This window comes from Streptomyces sp. NPDC007875 (genome assembly GCF_042868035.1).
GTDB lineage: Bacteria > Actinomycetota > Actinomycetes > Streptomycetales > Streptomycetaceae > Streptomyces > Streptomyces antimycoticus.
On record NZ_JBIADZ010000015.1, the window covers coordinates 196,309 to 212,634 of the forward strand.

The window sequence follows — 16,326 nt, forward strand, 5'->3', positions numbered from 1 at the left end:
GCACCGATCGCTACGGAGGTCCGCCCACCGTGTTCATCGACCTGCCCCTTGAGCAGCTGCGCGCCTACCAGCCCCCGCTGCCCGAGCCGGACGGCTTCGACGCCTTCTGGACGCGGACCCTCACCGAGGCCCGCGCCTGCGAGCTGAACGCGGTGTTCACCGAGGAGGACACCGGACTCACCCGAGTGCAGACCTACGACGTGGAGTTCTCCGGCTTCGGCGGGCACCGGATACGCGGCTGGCTGCTGGCCCCGCGGGATGTGGCGGGCCCGCTGCCGTGCGTGGTGCAGTACCTCGGCTACAACGGCGGCCGGGGGCTGCCGCACAACTGGCTGCTGTGGCCGTCGGTGGGCTACGCGGTCTTCGTGATGGACAGCCGCGGCCAGGGGTGGGTCCAGCACTCCCCCGGCGTCACCCCCGATCCGGTCGGCGGCACCGGGCCCGAGACACCGGGCAAGATGACCCAGGGCGTCCTCTCGCCGGACGACTACTACTACCGACGGCTGTACACGGACGCGGTACGGGCGGTGGAGGCCGCCCGTGAGCATCCGCTGGTGGATCCCGCGCGGATCGTGGTCAGCGGCGGCAGTCAGGGCGGTGCGCTGGCTCTGGCGGCGGCCGGGCTGGTGCCGGATCTGACGGCGGCCCTGGTGGATGTGCCGTTCATGACCCACATCCGGCGCGCGGTCGAGATCACCGACGCGGACCCGTATGGGGAACTGGCCCGGTTCTGCGCCGGACAGCGCCATCTGGCCGAGCGGGTGTTCGCCACGCTCGACCACTTCGACGGGCTCAACTTCGCGGCCCGCGCCAACGCGCCGGCGCTGTTCTCGACCGCGCTGCGCGATGAGATCACCCCGACCTCCTGCGGCTTCGCCGCCCATCACCACTACGCCGGTGAGAAGGACCTCAAGGTGTGGCCCTTCAACGGCCACGAGGGCGGGGGCACGCATCAGCAGGCCGAGCAGATCGGCTTTCTGCGGGAGCTGCTGGGCTGAACCGGCGTGTCGGGCGGCGTTCGACCGCCGCCCGACACGGGGCACTGGAACTACCCCCGGTTGCGTCGAGGCGGCCCGCCCTCATCCCCCGCCCCGCCGAGCCGGAACACCGCGTTGGGACACCGCCTGCGATCACACACCGCAAAACACCGGAAAGGCCGCCCCCGCATCTCTGCGGAAACGGCCGTCGACCTGCGAAAACGCTGGTCGGGACGACAGGATTTGAACCTGCGCCCCCTGGACGCCCTGCGCGATCGGGGTCTTCCGGTTCCTAGGGCCGCACCAGGATCTTGATGTCGTCTCCGGTGCCGTCGAGGAGAGCCTGGAAACCACCCTCGACCAAGTCGTCCAGGTCGATGCGCCTGGTGATGAACCGGTCCACCGAAAGCTTGCCCGCGTTCAGAAGGTCGATGACGGGCTGGTGGTCTCCCGCGTAGCAGATGGTGCCCACCAGTCGCACCTCCTTGAGCACGAGCGGAATCATGTCCAGCGTCGCCGGATGGCTCCGTATGGCGACGTTGACGACGGTCCCGCGGGCCTTGACCGCTGCGACGCATCCGGCCAGCACGGAGTCGACTCCCGCGCACTCGAAGGCCACTTCGGCCCCGGCGCCGCCCGTGAGCTCCCTGATGCGCTCGTCCGCCTTCTCCACGAGCGGGTCGATGACCGCGTCGGCCCCCGCGTCGAGCGCTCGGCGCCGACGCCCGGCGGACGGTTCCACCACGCTGATGTGCCCGGCGCCGGTCGCCTTCAGCACCGTCACGATCAGCAGCCCGATCGGCCCGGCGCCGAACACGGCGGCACTGGCGCCCGGAGCGATCTCCGCCCTGCCGACGGCGTGGTGGGCGACCGCCAGCGGCTCGATCAGCGCACCGGCCTCGGTCGTCACCTCGCCGAGGGAGAACACCAGCTCGCGGTCGACGACGATGTACTCGGCCAGGCCCCCGCCGCCGCCCGCAAGTCCGATGGTGGCCGCCCGGTCGCAACTGTTGTGGTGACCGGCCAGACACGGAGGACAGGACCGGCACACCAGCCTGGGCTCGACGGTCACGCGCTCACCCATGCTCAGGTCGTCGATATCCGCCCCCAGTTCGGCGACCGTGCCCGCGAACTCGTGGCCCAGGACGACCGGTGCGGTCTCCCCGGTCATCGGATGGGGCTCCTCGGGGGTCGGGCAGAAGATGGGGCCGTCCACATATTCGTGCAGGTCGGTGCCGCAGATGCCGCACCAGTCGACCTTGATCTTCACTGTGCCCGGCCGTACGACCGGTTCCGGGATCTCCTCGATGCGTATGTCGCCTCGTCCATGGAATCGAGCGGCCCTCATTCGTCTCCTGCCTGTTCGTTCGGTGCCTGTCCGGTTTCCGTTCCGGCTCGGGTGGACGCCGTGCTACGGCGTCGGGGCGTCGGGGCGCAGAAGACCCGCGTCCCGCAGGTCGTCCCACAGTTGCCGGGGGATCTGGGTTCCGAACAGCGCTGCGCTTCCGCTCTGCTGCTCGGGGGTGCGTGAGCCGACACAGACGCTCGCCACGGCCGGGTGGGCCGCGGCGAACCCCAGTGCGGCGGCGGGCAGAGCCACGTCGTGTGCGCGGCAGATGGCGTGGATCCGCGCCGTCCGCCGCAGGATCTCCGGGGGCGCGGGGGCGTAGTTGAACTTCGCCCCTTCGATGGCGCCGGTGGCCAGCACACCGCTGTTGTAGACCCCGCCCAGGATCACGCTGACACCCCGCTTCTCGCACAGGGGCAGCAGTTCGTCCAGCGGATCCTGCTCCAGCAGGGTGTACCGGCCGGCCAGCAGCACGCAGTCGGTATCGGTCCGCCGGACGGCCTCCAGACACACGTCCGTCTCGTTGACGCCGAACCCGATGGCCGACACCACTCCTTCCTCACGCAGCCGGACCAGGGCGGGAAATCCCTCCTCGACCGCCTGGCGGAACATCTCCGGCTGGGCGTCGCCGTGGGTGTAGTGATCCACGTCGTGCATCAGCACAATGTCGACGGTGATCGGTGAGCATGCGCTGGAGGCTCTCCTCCACCGAACGCATGATCCCGTCGTAGGAATAGTCGTAATGGGCGGCGAAGGGCGCCGGCTCCACCCACAGGCCGGAGTCGAAGGTGCCGAGCGCCGCCGGCTTGAGCCGCCGGCCGACCTTGGTGGAGATGACGTACTGGTCACGCGGGTAGCCGCGCAGCGCGTGACCGAGACGGTGCTCGCTGAGCCCATGGCCGTACAGCGGAGCGGTGTCGAAGTGGCGCATCCCCAGATCCCACGCTTGGGACACCATGTCCATGGCCATGGACTCACTGAAGGGGCGCAGGAAATTGCCGATGGGGGCCGCACCGAAGGACATGGCGGTGGTGCGGACGGATGTCCGCCCCAGCGGACGGGGTTCGTTGACCCGCATGAGGACCTCCTGAAGGGGTGGTCAGGCGCCGGCTGCCCGGCGGTTGTCGATCTCGGTGGTGGCCTGGGCGAGGACCGACCTCAGATCGCCGACGACACCGAAGTCGGCGAGACCGAAGATCGGTGCCTCGGCGTCCTTGTTGACCGCGACGATGATCTTGGACGAGCGCATCCCGGCGATGTGCTGGATGGCCCCGGAGATACCCGATGCCACATACAGCTGCGGGGAGACCGTCACACCGGTCTGTCCGACCTGGAGCGCGTGCGGATACCACCCGGCGTCCACCGCGGCACGTGAGGCGCCCACTGCGGCTCCGAGACAGTCGGCGAACGCCTCGACGGCGTCGAAGTCACCGCCCGTGCCACGGCCTCCCGAGACCACGATCGAGGCGGCGGCGAGATCGGGGCGGCTGATGTTCTCGCGGGGCTCACGGCTGATGATCCGTGCCGCTCTCGCGGCGTCGGACACCGCCACGTCCACCGTCTCGACCTCGATCGGGGCGGCGGCTTCGGCGTTCTCCGGGGTGAGGGAGTTCGGCTTCAGTGTCACGATCGGTGTGCCCTTGGTGATGCTCGCCGTTGTGGTGAAGGCGCCCCCGAACACGGACTGGGTCGTGTGGACAGCCCCGTCGTCGCCCCACGCGATGTCGCTCGCGTCGGTCACCAGACCCGAATCCGTCTTGATCGACAGACGGGCGGCGACCTCCTTGCCCTCCAGGGTCGAGGGGATCAGCACGGCAGCAGGCCGCCTGTCGTCGACCAGGTGGGCGAGCGCCTCGGCCTTGGGCGCCACCAGGCAGTCACGGTAGGCGTCGTCGTCGAGGACGTAGACCTTCGTGGCCCCGTACTCGGCCAGGTGTCCGGGGATGAGGTCCGCCTCGGCTCCGAAGAACACCGCGGACGGCTCGCCGAGGCGGCGCGCGCAGGTCAGCAGCTCGGCCGTGGTCGTGCGGATGGCGCCGTCGGTGTGGTCGACGACGACGAGAATCTCGCTCATAGCGCTTGTGGACCTTCCGGTTGGGGCTGCGGACAGCTCAGACGAGCTGCTGCGCGACGAGGTATTCGGCGAGCCGCACTCCGCCCTCGCCCTCGTCGGACACGATCTGTCCCCCCGTGCGCGGCGGGCGGGCGGCGAACGCCGAGACCTTCGTCCCGGCGGCCTCCAGGCCGACCTCCGACGCGATGCCGAGGTCCGCGAGTGACCACGTTTCCACCGGTTTCTTCTTGGCCGCCATGATCCCCTTGAACGAGGGGTAACGCGGTTCGTTGCTCCGGTCGGTCACGCTCAGCACCAGCGGCCCGGACGCCTCGATGTGTTCGGTGGCGCTGTCGGATTCACGGCGGATGGTGACGGTGCCGCCCTCGACGGTGACCTGCGACGCCAGGGTCAGCTGCGGCACGCCCAGCCGCTCGGCCAGCATCGCGGGCACCACGCCCATGCCACCGTCGGTGGATGCCATCCCGCACAGCACGATGTCGTAGCCGGTCTTCCCGACCGCCGCTGCCAGCACCAGCGAGGTAGCCGCCGCGTCGGAGCCGTGCAGGGCGTCGTCGACGATGTGCACACCACGGTGCGCCCCCATCTGCAGGCCGCGGGCGATGGCATCGGCCGCTTCCTCGGGCCCGACGGTCACCACCGTCACCTCGCCCCCGTCGGCCTCCGTGATCCTCAGCGCCTCCTCGATGGCGTGCTCGTCGAGTTCACAGAGCATTCCGTCCACATCGGCCCGGTCCACGGTGTTGTCGGCCGCGCTGAACGTCCGGTCGGCGGTGGCGGGCACATACTTCACACAGACGACGATGTTCACTGTCGATGGCTCCTTGTCTCTCCCGGGGGTCCGGCCACGCGTCGATGAGCGGTCATGCGACCGAGGCTCCCCGTCGTCGGTTCGCGGTCGCCGCGATCGCCATGATCACGATCCCGCCGTAGAGGATGGGCTGGAACGCCGCGTTGATGCCGACGAGGTCCAGGCCGACCCGGAGCAGCGCGATGACCAGCGCGCCGCACAGGGTGCGCCCCACCCCGCCGATCCCCCCGGAGATGGCCGTGCCGCCCACGATGACCGCCGCGATGGCGGGGAGCAGCAGTGCGTCGGAGGTGGTGGCACCGGCGGATTGCAGCCGGGCCACCTGGAAGACCGCGGCCAGCCCCGCCAGGGCGGCGGAGGCGGTGAAGACCGCGATGACAATGCCGCGGGTACGGATGCCGCTGTGGGCCGCGGCCCGCTCGTTGAGCCCGATGGCGCGGATGCGGCGGCCGATCGGCAGCGCCTTCATCCAGGCCATCAGCGCGAGGGCGACCAGCAGCACCAGGAGGTAGGAGATGGGCAGGCCGAAGATCCGGTAGAAGATCCACTCGATGGAGCCGTAGCCGTCCGTGGCGAGGATCGAGTCGGCCCGTGAGGTGGTCAGCGAAAGACCGGCGAAGATGCCCAGGAAGCCGAGGGTGATGATGAAGGAGGGCACCTGGGTGGTGATGTGGATGACGCCGATGAGCGTGCCGCACAGCGCCGCGCCGACCACGACGACGGCCACCGCAGCAGGGCCCCAGCTGCCCAGTCCGTGGGCAAGGACGACACCGGCGAGGCTCGCGAGTCCGGCGTTCGACAGATCGATACGTCCGGTGAGCACCACCAGGGCCTCGCCGATCGCGAGCAGGGTCAGCGGCACGGCCTGTTCCAGCAGCGAGATCAGGCTCGGAGCCTGGAAGAACGAGGAGTCGTACGCGCCGACGGCGATGACCAGCACCGCGAGGACGAAGAAGGGGGCGGCACCGGCTTCGTGGAGCCGCTTGAGCCGCGAGCTCCCCGCCGTGTCGGGGGTCCGTGCCTCCGGCGGCGCCTGTGAGGTGGTGGCCATCTCAGACCATCCTTTCGAGGACATCGGTGCGCTGCGGACGGGAGCCCACACCGGAGGTGAACTCGTCCGTGATGCGGCCGTCCTTCATCGTCAGAACCCGGTGGCTCATCGCTATCCCCTCGTCGAGGGTGTCCGCGAGCAGCAGGACGGCGAGGCCGCGCGCGGCGAGCCGCCGGATCAGCGCGTACACATCCGCCTTGGCGCCGACGTCGAGCCCTCGGGTGGGGGTGTCGAGGACCAGCACCCGCAGATCGGGGTCGAGGAGCCACTTGGCGAGCACGACCTTCTGCTGGTTGCCACCCGACAGATCGCGCAGCGGGGTGTGCTGGGAGGGGGTGCGCACCCGCAGGTCCCCGATCCACTCCTGGACCGTGCGCCGCTCGCGGGCCGGGTCCAGGAGCGGGCCCCGGCTCACCTGCCCGGGATGGGCGAGCGTGAGGTTCTCGCGGACGTCCATGCCGAGCACCGCGCCATCCACCTTGCGCTCGGAGGGCACATAGCCGATGCCCGCCCGCACCGCGTGCGCCGGAGACCTGGGCCTGATGCGCCGTCCGTCGAGCGTGATCGTGCCCGACTTCGTCGGGACGGCCCCGAAGATGGCGCGGGCCACGTCCTCCCGGCCACTCTCCTGGACGCCCATCAGGCTCACCACCTCGCCGCGCGCGATGGTGAGGGAGACGTCGCGGAAGGTCGTGCCGGTGAGGTTGCTCAGCTCGAGCCGCGGCCGGGACTGTGCGGGCCGCTGGTCCGACTCGTGGTAGTAGCCGGCGCTGAGATCCTGCCCGACCATCATCGAGAAGAGCTGGTCGGTGGTGACATCGGCCGGGCGGCACTCGCCGACCACGCCGCCGTCCCGCATGACGTAGACCCGGTCGCAGATCGCCAGCACCTCCTCCATGCGGTGGGACACGAAGACGACGCTGGCGCGCTCGCGCAGCTCACGGACGATGGAGAAGAGGGTCTCTATCTCGGAGTGCTCCAGGACCGAGGTCGGCTCATCGAGGAGGATGACCGGTTCATGGTCGCCTCGCTCGCCCGAGGCGAGCGCCTTGGCCACCTCGACCATCTGCCGCTTGGCGAAGGACAGGCGGCTGGTGGGGGTGGCGGCGCGCAGGGAGCCGCCCACCAGGTCCAGATAGCGCTGGGCCCGCCGGTTCAGATCCGACCACCGGTAGAGCCCGAACCGCACCGACGATCCCTCGTTGCCGAGCAGGACGTTCTCGGCGACCGTGATGTTCTCCAGCAGGGACTGCTCCTGGAACACCATCGCGACACCTTTCCGGTTCGCGTCGGCCACTCCCTGGAGGGCGGCCTCCGAGCCGCGCAGCAGCAGGGAGCCCGAGTCGAGTCGCTGAAGACCGCACAGGACCTTCAGCAGCGTCGACTTGCCCGCGCCGTTCTCCCCGATCAGGCCCAGCACCTCGTGCTGTCGGATCTCCACATGGACGTCGCTCAGGGCACGGACACCGGGAAACGACTTCGTCGCCCCGCGCAGTTCCATGACCGGTGTGTCACTCACTTGATCACCCTCAGACGTTGCCGGGCGCGCCACAGGGTGAGGCTCGCCGCGGTCACCACGACGGCTCCCTGGACGGTTTGCTGGATGTACGAGCTGACACCGGCCAGGACCATGGCATTGGCGATGGCCACCATCACGACCACCCCGACAAGTGAGTGCAGTACTCCGCCACGGCCACCGGTCAGCAGGGTCCCGCCGATGACCACACCGGCGATGGTGGTGAACAGCAGACCGGTCCCGATGCCGACGTCGCCGACACCGGACCGGGCGGTGGCCATCGCCGAGGCCAGTCCCGCGGTGGCACCCGCGAGGACGAAGGCGGCCGCCCGGTAGGCGCGTACCGGGATTCCGGAGAGCAGCGCGGTCTCCTCGCTGCCGCCGATGACGTAGGCGTAGCGGCCGAAGCGCGTATAGCGCTGCAGCGTCCACCCGACGGCCACGACCAGCAGGGCGATCCACACGATGCCGGGGAGACCGACCGTCTTGTGCTCCGCGAGCGCGCGGAAGGACTCGTCGGTCACCCGGGGCGGAGTGTCTCCGAACAGTAGTTGGGCTATGCCCAGGCCGATCTGCCAGGTGCCGATGGTGACGATGAAGGACGGGACGCGCAGCAGTCCCACGGTGGCGCCGGCGACCAGCCCGATCGCCGCTCCGACCGCGCATCCGGCGGCGATGGACCATGGGCCGAGGTCCATCGTATTGCGGTCGTTGGCGACCAGAAGGGCGGTGGTCAAGGATGCCGCCGCCATCGTGCCCTCGAGCGAGAGGTCGATGCCTCCCATGAGGATGACGAAGGTCAGACCGACCGCCAGCACCGCGGGGACGGCGCTCTGCTCGGCCACCGCGCCCAGGTTTCCCGGGGAGAGGAACGAGGGATTGACGAAGCTCATGACGGCGGCGATGAGCGCGAGCACGCTCAGGGCCGGCGTGGGGAAGGTGTTCGAGCCGAGCACGGCCCGCCCCGGTCGCGACGGCTTGCCGGCGGTTCGGCCGGGGGCCCGGGGGTCGTGGTGGTCGGCGGGTGCGAGGGTCAGCTTCACTTGATCGGCCTGCCGTTCTGTGACCACAGATGCTTGAAGTCGAGCTTCGTGGAGTCCGTGGGGGACGGAACCGAGGACGCGTTGGCCCGGGTGATGATGGGCAGCGGCTTGAGATAGAACGACCGGTGGCCCTGCGGTTCCTTGGCGGGGTTGATCCTGCCGGTGGCGGCCGCGTAACCGATCGACATCCCGAGGCCGCCCTGGGCCGCTCCGGTGGAGGGGGTCGTGGCGACGTAGCCGGTGGACGGGTCCCGTACGTCGTGCACCGCTTCGGCCAGACCGTCGATCGACGCGATCTTGACCTTCCCCTTCCGGCCCGCGTTCTTGACCGCCCCCAGCGCGCCCAGGCCCATGGAGTCGCTGGCGGCCCAGACCCCGCCGATCTTGTGGCCGTACTTCGTCAGATAGGTCTGGGTGACGTTCTGTGCCTTGGTGCGGTCCCATCCCGCGGTCTGGTCGTCGAGCAGCTTGATGCCGGGGTACTCCTTCAGCGCCTTCTTCAGCCCCTGGAAACGCTCCTGGGCGGGCGCGTTGTCGAGGATCCCCTGGAGGGCCACGATCGAGCCTTTTCCTCCCATCGACCTGAACAGGGCCTTCGCCGTCTCGTATCCCTGGGGAACACCGTCGACCGACATATGGGCGACCCAGTGCGGGGACTCGCTCTCCGGGGCCAGGCCGTCGGGCCGGTTCCACTGCGTGACCAGCCACGCCCCGGACTTGTCGACCGCCTTGACGATCGCCGGCAACACCGAGGACTCATTGGGGTCGACGTTCAGTACGACGCACTTGCCGCCCTTGGCCAGGATCGACTGGATCTGGCTGAGCTGTTTCGATGAGTCGCCGTTGCTGGCGATCCACTGGTACCGGTGCAGATGGTGCGACTTCGCAAAGGCACGGGCCCCGGCGTTGACGGCTACGTAGTACTCGTTCTCCAGTCCCCGTCCGGACTGGACGAGGGTGACGTCCGACGGTTTGCACCGGCCGGAATCGCCCGCTGCCGATCCGCTGTCCACCGCGCCACAGGCGCTGAGGGACATGGCGAGCAGAGCGGTCAGGGATCCGCTGATCACGGCGGATCGGGGATGGTGCATGGTACGTCCTCCTGTTGGTACGAGCCGCCGGGCGCGTCAGGGGCCGTGGCGGCGTCCCGCTACCCGCGGCGGCGCACGAGATCGCGGCTGATGATGAGGCGTTGCACCTCGCTGGTGCCTTCGTAGATCGTGGTGATGCGGGCGTCCCGGTAGAGGCGCTCGGCCGGCACACCGCGGATGTATCCGCCGCCGCCGAGGATCTGAACGGCCCGGGAGGTGTTGCGGACGCTCGCCTCGGAGGCGAACAACTTGGCCATCGAGCAGGCGGGGCCCGCCGGACGGCCGGTGTCCAGCAGTCCGGCCGCGTGTTCCAGGAGCAGCCCCGCCGCCCGGTGGTCCACCGCCATATCGGCGAGCTGAAACGCCACGGACTGGAACTCGGACAGCGGGCGGCCGAACTGGTGGCGGTTGACGGCGTGTTCGCGCGCGGTGTCGAGTGCGGCCCGGGAGATGCCATTGGCCAGCGCGCCGATCCCCAGCCGGCCCTTCTCCAGTACGGAGAGCACGGCGCCGAAGCCGCTGCCCTCCTCCCCGAGCAGCGCGGTCGGGGGGAGCCGGACGTCGGTGAAGACGAAGCCGCCGACCGGGGACGCCTTCTGGCCCATCTTCTTCTCGCGGTAGCCGCGTTCGACACCGGGGGTGTCCACGTCGACCAGGAACATCGACATGCCGCCGCGCTTGCCCTTGTCGGGGTCGGTGACCGCCAGGACCAACGCCACGTCGGCCACCGGTGCGTTGTGGATGTAGATCTTCTCGCCGTTCAGAACCCAGTCGGCGCCGTCGCGGCGGGCGCGGGTGGCCAGGCTTCCGAGGTCGGATCCGGCGCCGGGCTCGGTCAGCGCGTAGGCGCAGCGCGTCCGGCCGCTGATGATGGCGGGGAGATAGCGGTCCTTCTGTTCCTGGGTGCCGTAGCCGGTCAGCAGCGAACCGACCAGTTCCACCAGGCCGCACTGGTCGGCGACGCTGGCGTAGCCGTAGGACAGTTCCTCCATCACCGCGATGTAGTCGGCCACCAGGCCACCGGCCCCGCCGTCGCGCTCGGGGACGGTGATGCCCATCAGGCCCAGTTCGCCCATCCGGGCGTAGATCTCCTCGGGGAAGCGCTCGGTGCTGTCGAGTTCCTCGACGATGGGGGTGATCTCCTTCGCCGCAAAGTCCCGCACCATGGCGATGAGAGCGTCGCGCTCCGGGGCGGTGTCGGCGGTCTGACGCGGTGACATGAGGGGGTCCTCCAGGGAGTGGGGGGGCCGGTCTCGCTCGTGGCTCAGGCTGTGAAGACTTCGGGTGGCATCCGGCGCGGCGACGGATCGAGCACGGGCTCGAAGTCCATGTGGTCGAGGACATCGCGGTTCAGGTCGATGCCCGGTGCGATCTCGATCAGTACGGGGCCTTCGTCGCGCAACTCGAAGACGGCTCGCTCGGTGACGTAGAGGGCGCGCTGTCCCCGGCGCCGCGCGGTGGCGGCGTCGAAGGTGACGTGCGAGACCTCGTGGACGAACTTGCGCACCCGCCCCTCGGCGGCGATGAGCAGTGCACCCGGCGTCACCTCCGCGCGCAGCCCCCGCGCGGTGAAGGTGCCGCAGAACACCACGGTGCTCGCGGCGTGGGCGATGTCGATGAATCCGCCCGGCCCGACGACCGATGGGCCCACCTTGCTGACATTGACGTTTCCGTACCGGTCGGCCTCGGCCATGCCCAGGACCGCGACATCGAGCATCCCGGTGGCGAAGAAGTCGAACTGCGAGAGCGAGGAGACCAGCGCGGCCGGGTACCGGCTGAGGCCGAACAGCTCGCCGGTCTCCGGCACCCCGCCGACTGCGCCCTGTTCGATGACCAGGTGCACATCGTCCAGCCGGTTCTGTTCGGCGAGGATGTCGACGACACCGGCGCTCATGCCGAAGCCCACATTGAGCACGCACCCGGACGGCACCTCCAGCGCGGCCCGGCGGGCGACGACATCCCGCGGTCCCGGAGCGGCGGTCCGGGGTGCGGGCCGTACCCGGTCGGCGGGGGCGGCCTGGCTGAAGGCCGCGTCGAACTCCCCCGCGTAGGTCTGCCACTGGCCGGGGCTGAGGACACCGATGTCGATCAGCGGCCCGGGGACACTCACCATACGAGGGTCCTGGGCACCGACCGCGACCCGGCGCTTGACCTGCGCGATGATCCGGCCCCCGCAGCCACGGGCCGCCGCGGCCACCGCCTGGCTGTCCAGGGAAGCGGCCTCCTCGGCACAGCTGACGTTGCCGAGATCGTCCATGGAACTGCCGCGCACCAGGCCGATGTCGACGTGCACGGGGCGGTAGTGCAGGTACTCCACTCCGTCGATCTCGGCAAGCGTGACCAGATCGTCGCGCGAGACGTCGTTGAGACGTCCGCCCTGCCGTCGTGGGTCGACGAAGGTGCCGAGGCCCACCTGCGAGAACACCCCGGGCCGACGGGCGCCGCTCTCGCGCAGCAGGGCCGCTATGATCCCGGCGGGCAGCGAGTACGCCTCGATGGCGCCCGAGGCCGCGAGGGCCTGCATGCCCGGGGACCAGGACCAGTGGCCGCCGATGACCCGGCGGACCAGGCCCTCGTGGGCCAGCCGGTTCAGGCCCGTCTTCTGCCCGTCCCCGATGCCGAGTCCGTGGATGACGGTCAGGTTCCGGGGGTGGCCGGTCGTGAGGAACCGCTGCTCGATGGCGGCGAGCACATCGTCGGCCTCCAGGATGCCCCCGCCCGAGCCGGTCATGGCGAGCGTGGCGCCATCGGGGACGGTGGCCGCGGCCTCGGCGGCGCTCATCATGGCGGGACCCGCGTGTGTGCCGGTCATGCGACGCTCATCCCTCCGTCGACGGTGACGACCGATCCGGTGGCGAAGGAGGAGGCGTCGCCGGCCAGGAAGGCGATGGCCGTGGCGATCTCGCTCGGTTCGGCGAGCCGGTTGAGCAGCTGGCGCCCTTCCAGGTAGGCCCGGTAGGCCGCGGGGTCCGCCACATCGGCCTCGATCTTCGCGAAGTACGGGGAGTCGGTGGTGCCGGGTGCCACCGCGTTGACGCGCACGCCCGCGGCCGCGTGATCCACTGCCATGGCCCTGGTGAGCCCGAGTACCGCGGATTTGGAGGCGCAGTACGCCGCCCGCCGCGCCATGCCGATCTGCCCGGCCACCGAGGCGACATTGACCACCGCCCCGGAGCGCTGGGCGACCATCCGTGGCAGGACCGCCCGGCAGCCGAGGAAGACACCGGTCACGTTGGTGGCGAACAGGGCCTCCCAGTCCGCCGGATCGGTGTCCAGGACCGTTCCCCGGATGCCGTAGCCCGCGTTGTTGACCAGGACATCCACACCACCGAGCCGGTCCAGCTGTGCGAGCACCTCATCCCATGCGGCGGGACTGGCCACGTCACCGACCACGACGGTCATGGGCCAGCCGTGGCCCTCGGCCTCCTGAGCGAGGGCGTCGCATTCCCGCTCGTCCTTGGCCAGCACGATCTGCCGGGCGCCCTCACCGGCGAACAGGCGCACCGTGGCCAGGCCGATCCCCGAGGTACCGCCGGTGACCACGCACACCTTGTCTTCCAGACTCATTCCGCCTCCTAGGAAACGCTTTCTCGACGCGCTTCCCCTCGCTCGTCAACCATCCGGACGGAAACGTCCGAGGTGACCGACCACATCGCCCTACCTGGGCTTATCCGATGAAGCCCCAGCACACTCCCACTCGGTGTCGCCGTACGGCGTCGACCAAGCGGTGGTTCATTTGCCTGTAACCGTTTTCTAGTCCCATCCGGAAAACCGCGTCAACCCCGAACGCGAGACTTTTCCTGGAGGAGCCGAGGCGCGAGGGGGCAGCGCTCAGCCGGCGGGAAGGAATTGCTCTGCCCAGATGGTCTTGCCGTTGCGGGTGTAACGGGTCCCCCAGCGCTGGGCGAGCTGGGCGACCAAGAGCAAGCCGCGTCCGCCCTCGTCGAAGGCGCGGGCACGGCGCAGATGGGGGGCGGTGATGGTGCCGTCGGACACTTCGCAGATGAGGTTGCGGTCGTGGATCACCCTCAGCCGGAGGGGGGTCCGAGCGTGCCGGATGGCATTGGTGACCAGCTCGCTGACCACCAGCTCGGTGGTGAAGACCGCGTCGTCCAGGCCCCAGGCGGCGAGCTGGGCCGAGACCTTCCTGCGCACCGGGGCGACGACCGAGGGGTCCGGGGGCAGGTCCCAGGACGCGACCTGGTCGGCGTCCAGGGCCCGGGGCCGGGCGATGAGCAGGGCGACGTCATCGGCGGGGCGATCGGAAACCAGGTCCCGCAATACGGTGTCGCAAAGGTCTTCCAGTGGTTCGGCGGGCCGGGTGAGCGCGTCCCGCAGGGCGTCGAGCCCCTTGTCGACGTCACGGCTCCGGGCGCCGAGCAGGCCGTTGGTGTAGAGGGCCAGGAGGCTGCCCTCGGGCAGTTCCACCTCGGTGGACTCGTACGGCAGCTCTCCCAGTCCGAGGGGCGGGGCGACGGGAAGATCGATGAAGTCGACGGTGCCGTCCGCGGCCACCACGGCCGGTGGCGGATGGCCGGCGCGAGCGAGGCAGCACCGGCGCGAGATCGGGTCGTAGACCGCGTAGAGGCAGGTGGCGCCGGTGCCTCCGTCGTCATCGGTGCCCCCGGCAGCCTCCGATTCGTCGGAGACTCGAGTGACCAGGTCGTCGAGATGGGTGAGCAGCTCATCGGGCGGCAGGTCGATGTCGGCCAGCGTCCGCACCGCCGTCCGCAGCCGGCCCATGCTGGCCGAGGCGTGGATGCCGTGGCCCACCACATCCCCGACGACCAGTGCCACGCGGGCACCCGAGAGCGGGATCACATCGAACCAGTCGCCACCCACGCCGGTCAGTTCCCCGGCCGGCAGGTAGCGGGAGGCGACCTCGACCGCCGACTGGCGCGGCAGCCGCCGGGGCAGCAGGCTGCGCTGGAGAGCGATGGCGGTCCCGCGCTCGCGGGTGTAGCGACGCGCGTTGTCCACACAGACGGCCGCCCGGGCGATGATCTCCTCGGCGAGCAGCAGATCGTCCGGGCCGAAGGGCTCCGGACGCCGATGGCGGGTGATCACCACGACGCCGAGGGTGACGCCGCGGGCCCGCATCGGCACCGCCATCACCGAATGCGTCCCGTAGAAACGTGCCCGCTCGGCCCTGGGCGGGTCGAAGGCCGCCCAGCGGTCGAAGGCCGCGTCCGTCACCTCGTAGATGATTCCCCGGCCCGCGGCCAGGCTTTCGGCGGCCGGGGTGAACTCCGGGTAGGTGGCCATGGTGCCGACGGCGACCATGGGCTCCTCCGCTCACCTCGCCTTCTTCCTCCTTGAGGCCCTCATGGAGGTTTTCGTGGGGCTTGATGAATTCCGGACACCGGAGGGCCCTCACTCACGCGCGGGATCCCTTGGCCGGACCGGTGGAAGCACGCTGTACGAAGGTCGCCGACAGCAACGGCGGCTGCTCCAGCCGCTCACCGCGCAGACTGGCCTCGAGCATCACCCATGCCTGCTCGCCCAGGGCCGCCTTGGGGCTGACGATGGTCGTCAGGGCTGGATCGGCGTACCGGGCCAGGGCCACATCGTCGAAGCCGGTCACCGAGATGTCCTCGGGTGTTCTCAGACCCAGCTCACGCAGCCGGGCGATGGCCCCGAGCGCGGCCAGGTCATTGAAGGCGATCAGCGCCGTCGGGTCATGGCTGAGCGCCTCGTCGGTCGCCTCGTAGCCGGCCTCGATAGTGCCGTCCGAGGCGACCATGACCGGGTCGAGCCCCAGAATACGTGCCTGCTGCACCGCCTTCCATCGCTCACGGTTCTGCCATGCGCTCGGCGAACCGGCCAGATAGACCACGCGGCGATGGCCCAAAGAGGCCAGGTGCTGACACAGCTCGAGCATCGGGGAGAAGTTGTCCACCGCGACCATGGGGAGGTCGACTCCGAGTTCGACGCGGTTGACCAGCACCGTGGGGACCCTGCGGGCCGCCAGGTCCCGCAGGCTCTCGGCCTCCATTCTGGCCGAGAGCACCACGAGGCCATCGACCCGGGAGAGCACGTCGAGGCAGACGCCCAGTTCCTCACCGGGATCCTGCCACTCGGTGACGAGCATGCGGTAGCGGTCGCGGGCCGCACCCACGTTGGTCGCCTTGATGATGCCGTGGAAATAGGGGTTGGACAGGTCCGGCAGGACCACGCCCACACTGCGGTGCATCCCCGAGGCGAGCCCCTGTGCCGCACCGTTGGGCCGGTATTCCAGTTCGTCCGTGGCGCGGCGCACCCGCTCCGCCATCTCCGGATTGACCGTGAGCGAGCCGCTCATGACCCGTGACACCGTCGCGACCGACACACCTGCGGCATCCGCTACGTCCCTGATCGTGACGCGACGTCGCTCCTTCACCTACGCCTCCCCATCGCTCCCTCTCCGGGAGCCTGC

General features: G+C 69.9%; 14 protein-coding genes and 1 pseudogene. 1 reads left to right on the plus strand and 14 read right to left on the minus strand.

Annotated elements, in window-relative coordinates; all coding sequences use genetic code 11:
- The first annotated feature begins 29 nt into the window (after positions 1 to 29).
- A complete protein-coding gene (locus ACFYOY_RS28910) occupies positions 30 to 998 on the plus strand; it encodes an acetylxylan esterase (protein ID WP_351890711.1) in 969 nt (322 codons plus the stop codon).
- Between the two features lie 271 nt (positions 999 to 1,269).
- Here the strand turns inward: ACFYOY_RS28910 and ACFYOY_RS28915 are convergent, their stop codons facing one another.
- The 14 genes and pseudogenes from ACFYOY_RS28915 to ACFYOY_RS28980 all read right to left on the minus strand — a co-directional run bounded on the left by ACFYOY_RS28915 (position 1,270) and on the right by ACFYOY_RS28980 (position 16,290).
- Positions 1,270 to 2,325, minus strand: coding sequence for a 2,3-butanediol dehydrogenase (locus tag ACFYOY_RS28915; protein ID WP_351890716.1), 1,056 nt, complete (start codon positions 2,323 to 2,325; stop codon positions 1,270 to 1,272).
- 63 nt (positions 2,326 to 2,388) lie between these two features.
- Positions 2,389 to 2,982 carry an aldo/keto reductase gene (locus ACFYOY_RS28920; protein ID WP_388590452.1) on the minus strand — a complete coding sequence of 198 codons (594 nt, stop codon included), beginning with the start codon at positions 2,980 to 2,982 and terminating at the stop codon, positions 2,389 to 2,391.
- Complete coding sequence (locus ACFYOY_RS28925; RefSeq protein ID WP_388590454.1) at positions 2,885 to 3,403, minus strand: aldo/keto reductase; 519 nt, start codon at positions 3,401 to 3,403, stop codon at positions 2,885 to 2,887. The genes ACFYOY_RS28920 and ACFYOY_RS28925 overlap by 98 nt, the downstream gene beginning before the upstream one ends.
- Before the next feature lie 21 nt (positions 3,404 to 3,424).
- On the minus strand, positions 3,425 to 4,399 hold the full coding sequence (locus tag ACFYOY_RS28930) for an electron transfer flavoprotein subunit alpha/FixB family protein (RefSeq protein WP_351890727.1): 975 nt from the start codon (positions 4,397 to 4,399) through the stop codon (positions 3,425 to 3,427).
- A 37-nt stretch (positions 4,400 to 4,436) separates the two neighbouring features.
- Positions 4,437 to 5,210 (minus strand): electron transfer flavoprotein subunit beta/FixA family protein, encoded by a 774-nt coding sequence (locus ACFYOY_RS28935; protein ID WP_388590456.1) that lies wholly within the window; start codon positions 5,208 to 5,210, stop codon positions 4,437 to 4,439.
- A gap of 52 nt (positions 5,211 to 5,262) precedes the next feature.
- On the minus strand, positions 5,263 to 6,261 hold the full coding sequence (locus ACFYOY_RS28940; RefSeq protein ID WP_388590458.1) for an ABC transporter permease: 999 nt from the start codon (positions 6,259 to 6,261) through the stop codon (positions 5,263 to 5,265).
- A gap of 1 nt (position 6,262) precedes the next feature.
- Positions 6,263 to 7,780, minus strand: coding sequence for a sugar ABC transporter ATP-binding protein (locus ACFYOY_RS28945; RefSeq protein ID WP_388590460.1), 1,518 nt, complete (start codon positions 7,778 to 7,780; stop codon positions 6,263 to 6,265).
- The gene (locus tag ACFYOY_RS28950; RefSeq protein WP_351890749.1) at positions 7,777 to 8,820 is read right to left on the minus strand and encodes an ABC transporter permease; all 1,044 of its coding nucleotides are present in this window, start codon (positions 8,818 to 8,820) and stop codon (positions 7,777 to 7,779) included. Before ACFYOY_RS28950 ends, ACFYOY_RS28945 begins: the two co-directional genes overlap by 4 nt.
- Complete coding sequence (locus ACFYOY_RS28955) at positions 8,817 to 9,911, minus strand: sugar ABC transporter substrate-binding protein (RefSeq protein ID WP_351890755.1); 1,095 nt, start codon at positions 9,909 to 9,911, stop codon at positions 8,817 to 8,819. Before ACFYOY_RS28955 ends, ACFYOY_RS28950 begins: the two co-directional genes overlap by 4 nt.
- Positions 9,912 to 9,970: 59 nt before the next feature.
- Positions 9,971 to 11,131 (minus strand): acyl-CoA dehydrogenase family protein, encoded by a 1,161-nt coding sequence (locus tag ACFYOY_RS28960; protein WP_351890758.1) that lies wholly within the window; start codon positions 11,129 to 11,131, stop codon positions 9,971 to 9,973.
- A 44-nt stretch (positions 11,132 to 11,175) separates the two neighbouring features.
- Entirely contained in the window at positions 11,176 to 12,723 is a 1,548-nt protein-coding gene (locus ACFYOY_RS28965) for an acyl CoA:acetate/3-ketoacid CoA transferase (protein WP_388590461.1), read from the minus strand.
- Positions 12,720 to 13,478 (minus strand): SDR family NAD(P)-dependent oxidoreductase, encoded by a 759-nt coding sequence (locus ACFYOY_RS28970; protein WP_351890770.1) that lies wholly within the window; start codon positions 13,476 to 13,478, stop codon positions 12,720 to 12,722. Before ACFYOY_RS28970 ends, ACFYOY_RS28965 begins: the two co-directional genes overlap by 4 nt.
- Before the next feature lie 264 nt (positions 13,479 to 13,742).
- A pseudogene (locus ACFYOY_RS28975) lies at positions 13,743 to 15,200 on the minus strand (SpoIIE family protein phosphatase); the annotation flags it as partial.
- An 88-nt stretch (positions 15,201 to 15,288) separates the two neighbouring features.
- On the minus strand, positions 15,289 to 16,290 hold the full coding sequence (locus tag ACFYOY_RS28980; RefSeq protein ID WP_351890776.1) for a LacI family DNA-binding transcriptional regulator: 1,002 nt from the start codon (positions 16,288 to 16,290) through the stop codon (positions 15,289 to 15,291).
- Positions 16,291 to 16,326 lie beyond the last annotated feature (36 nt).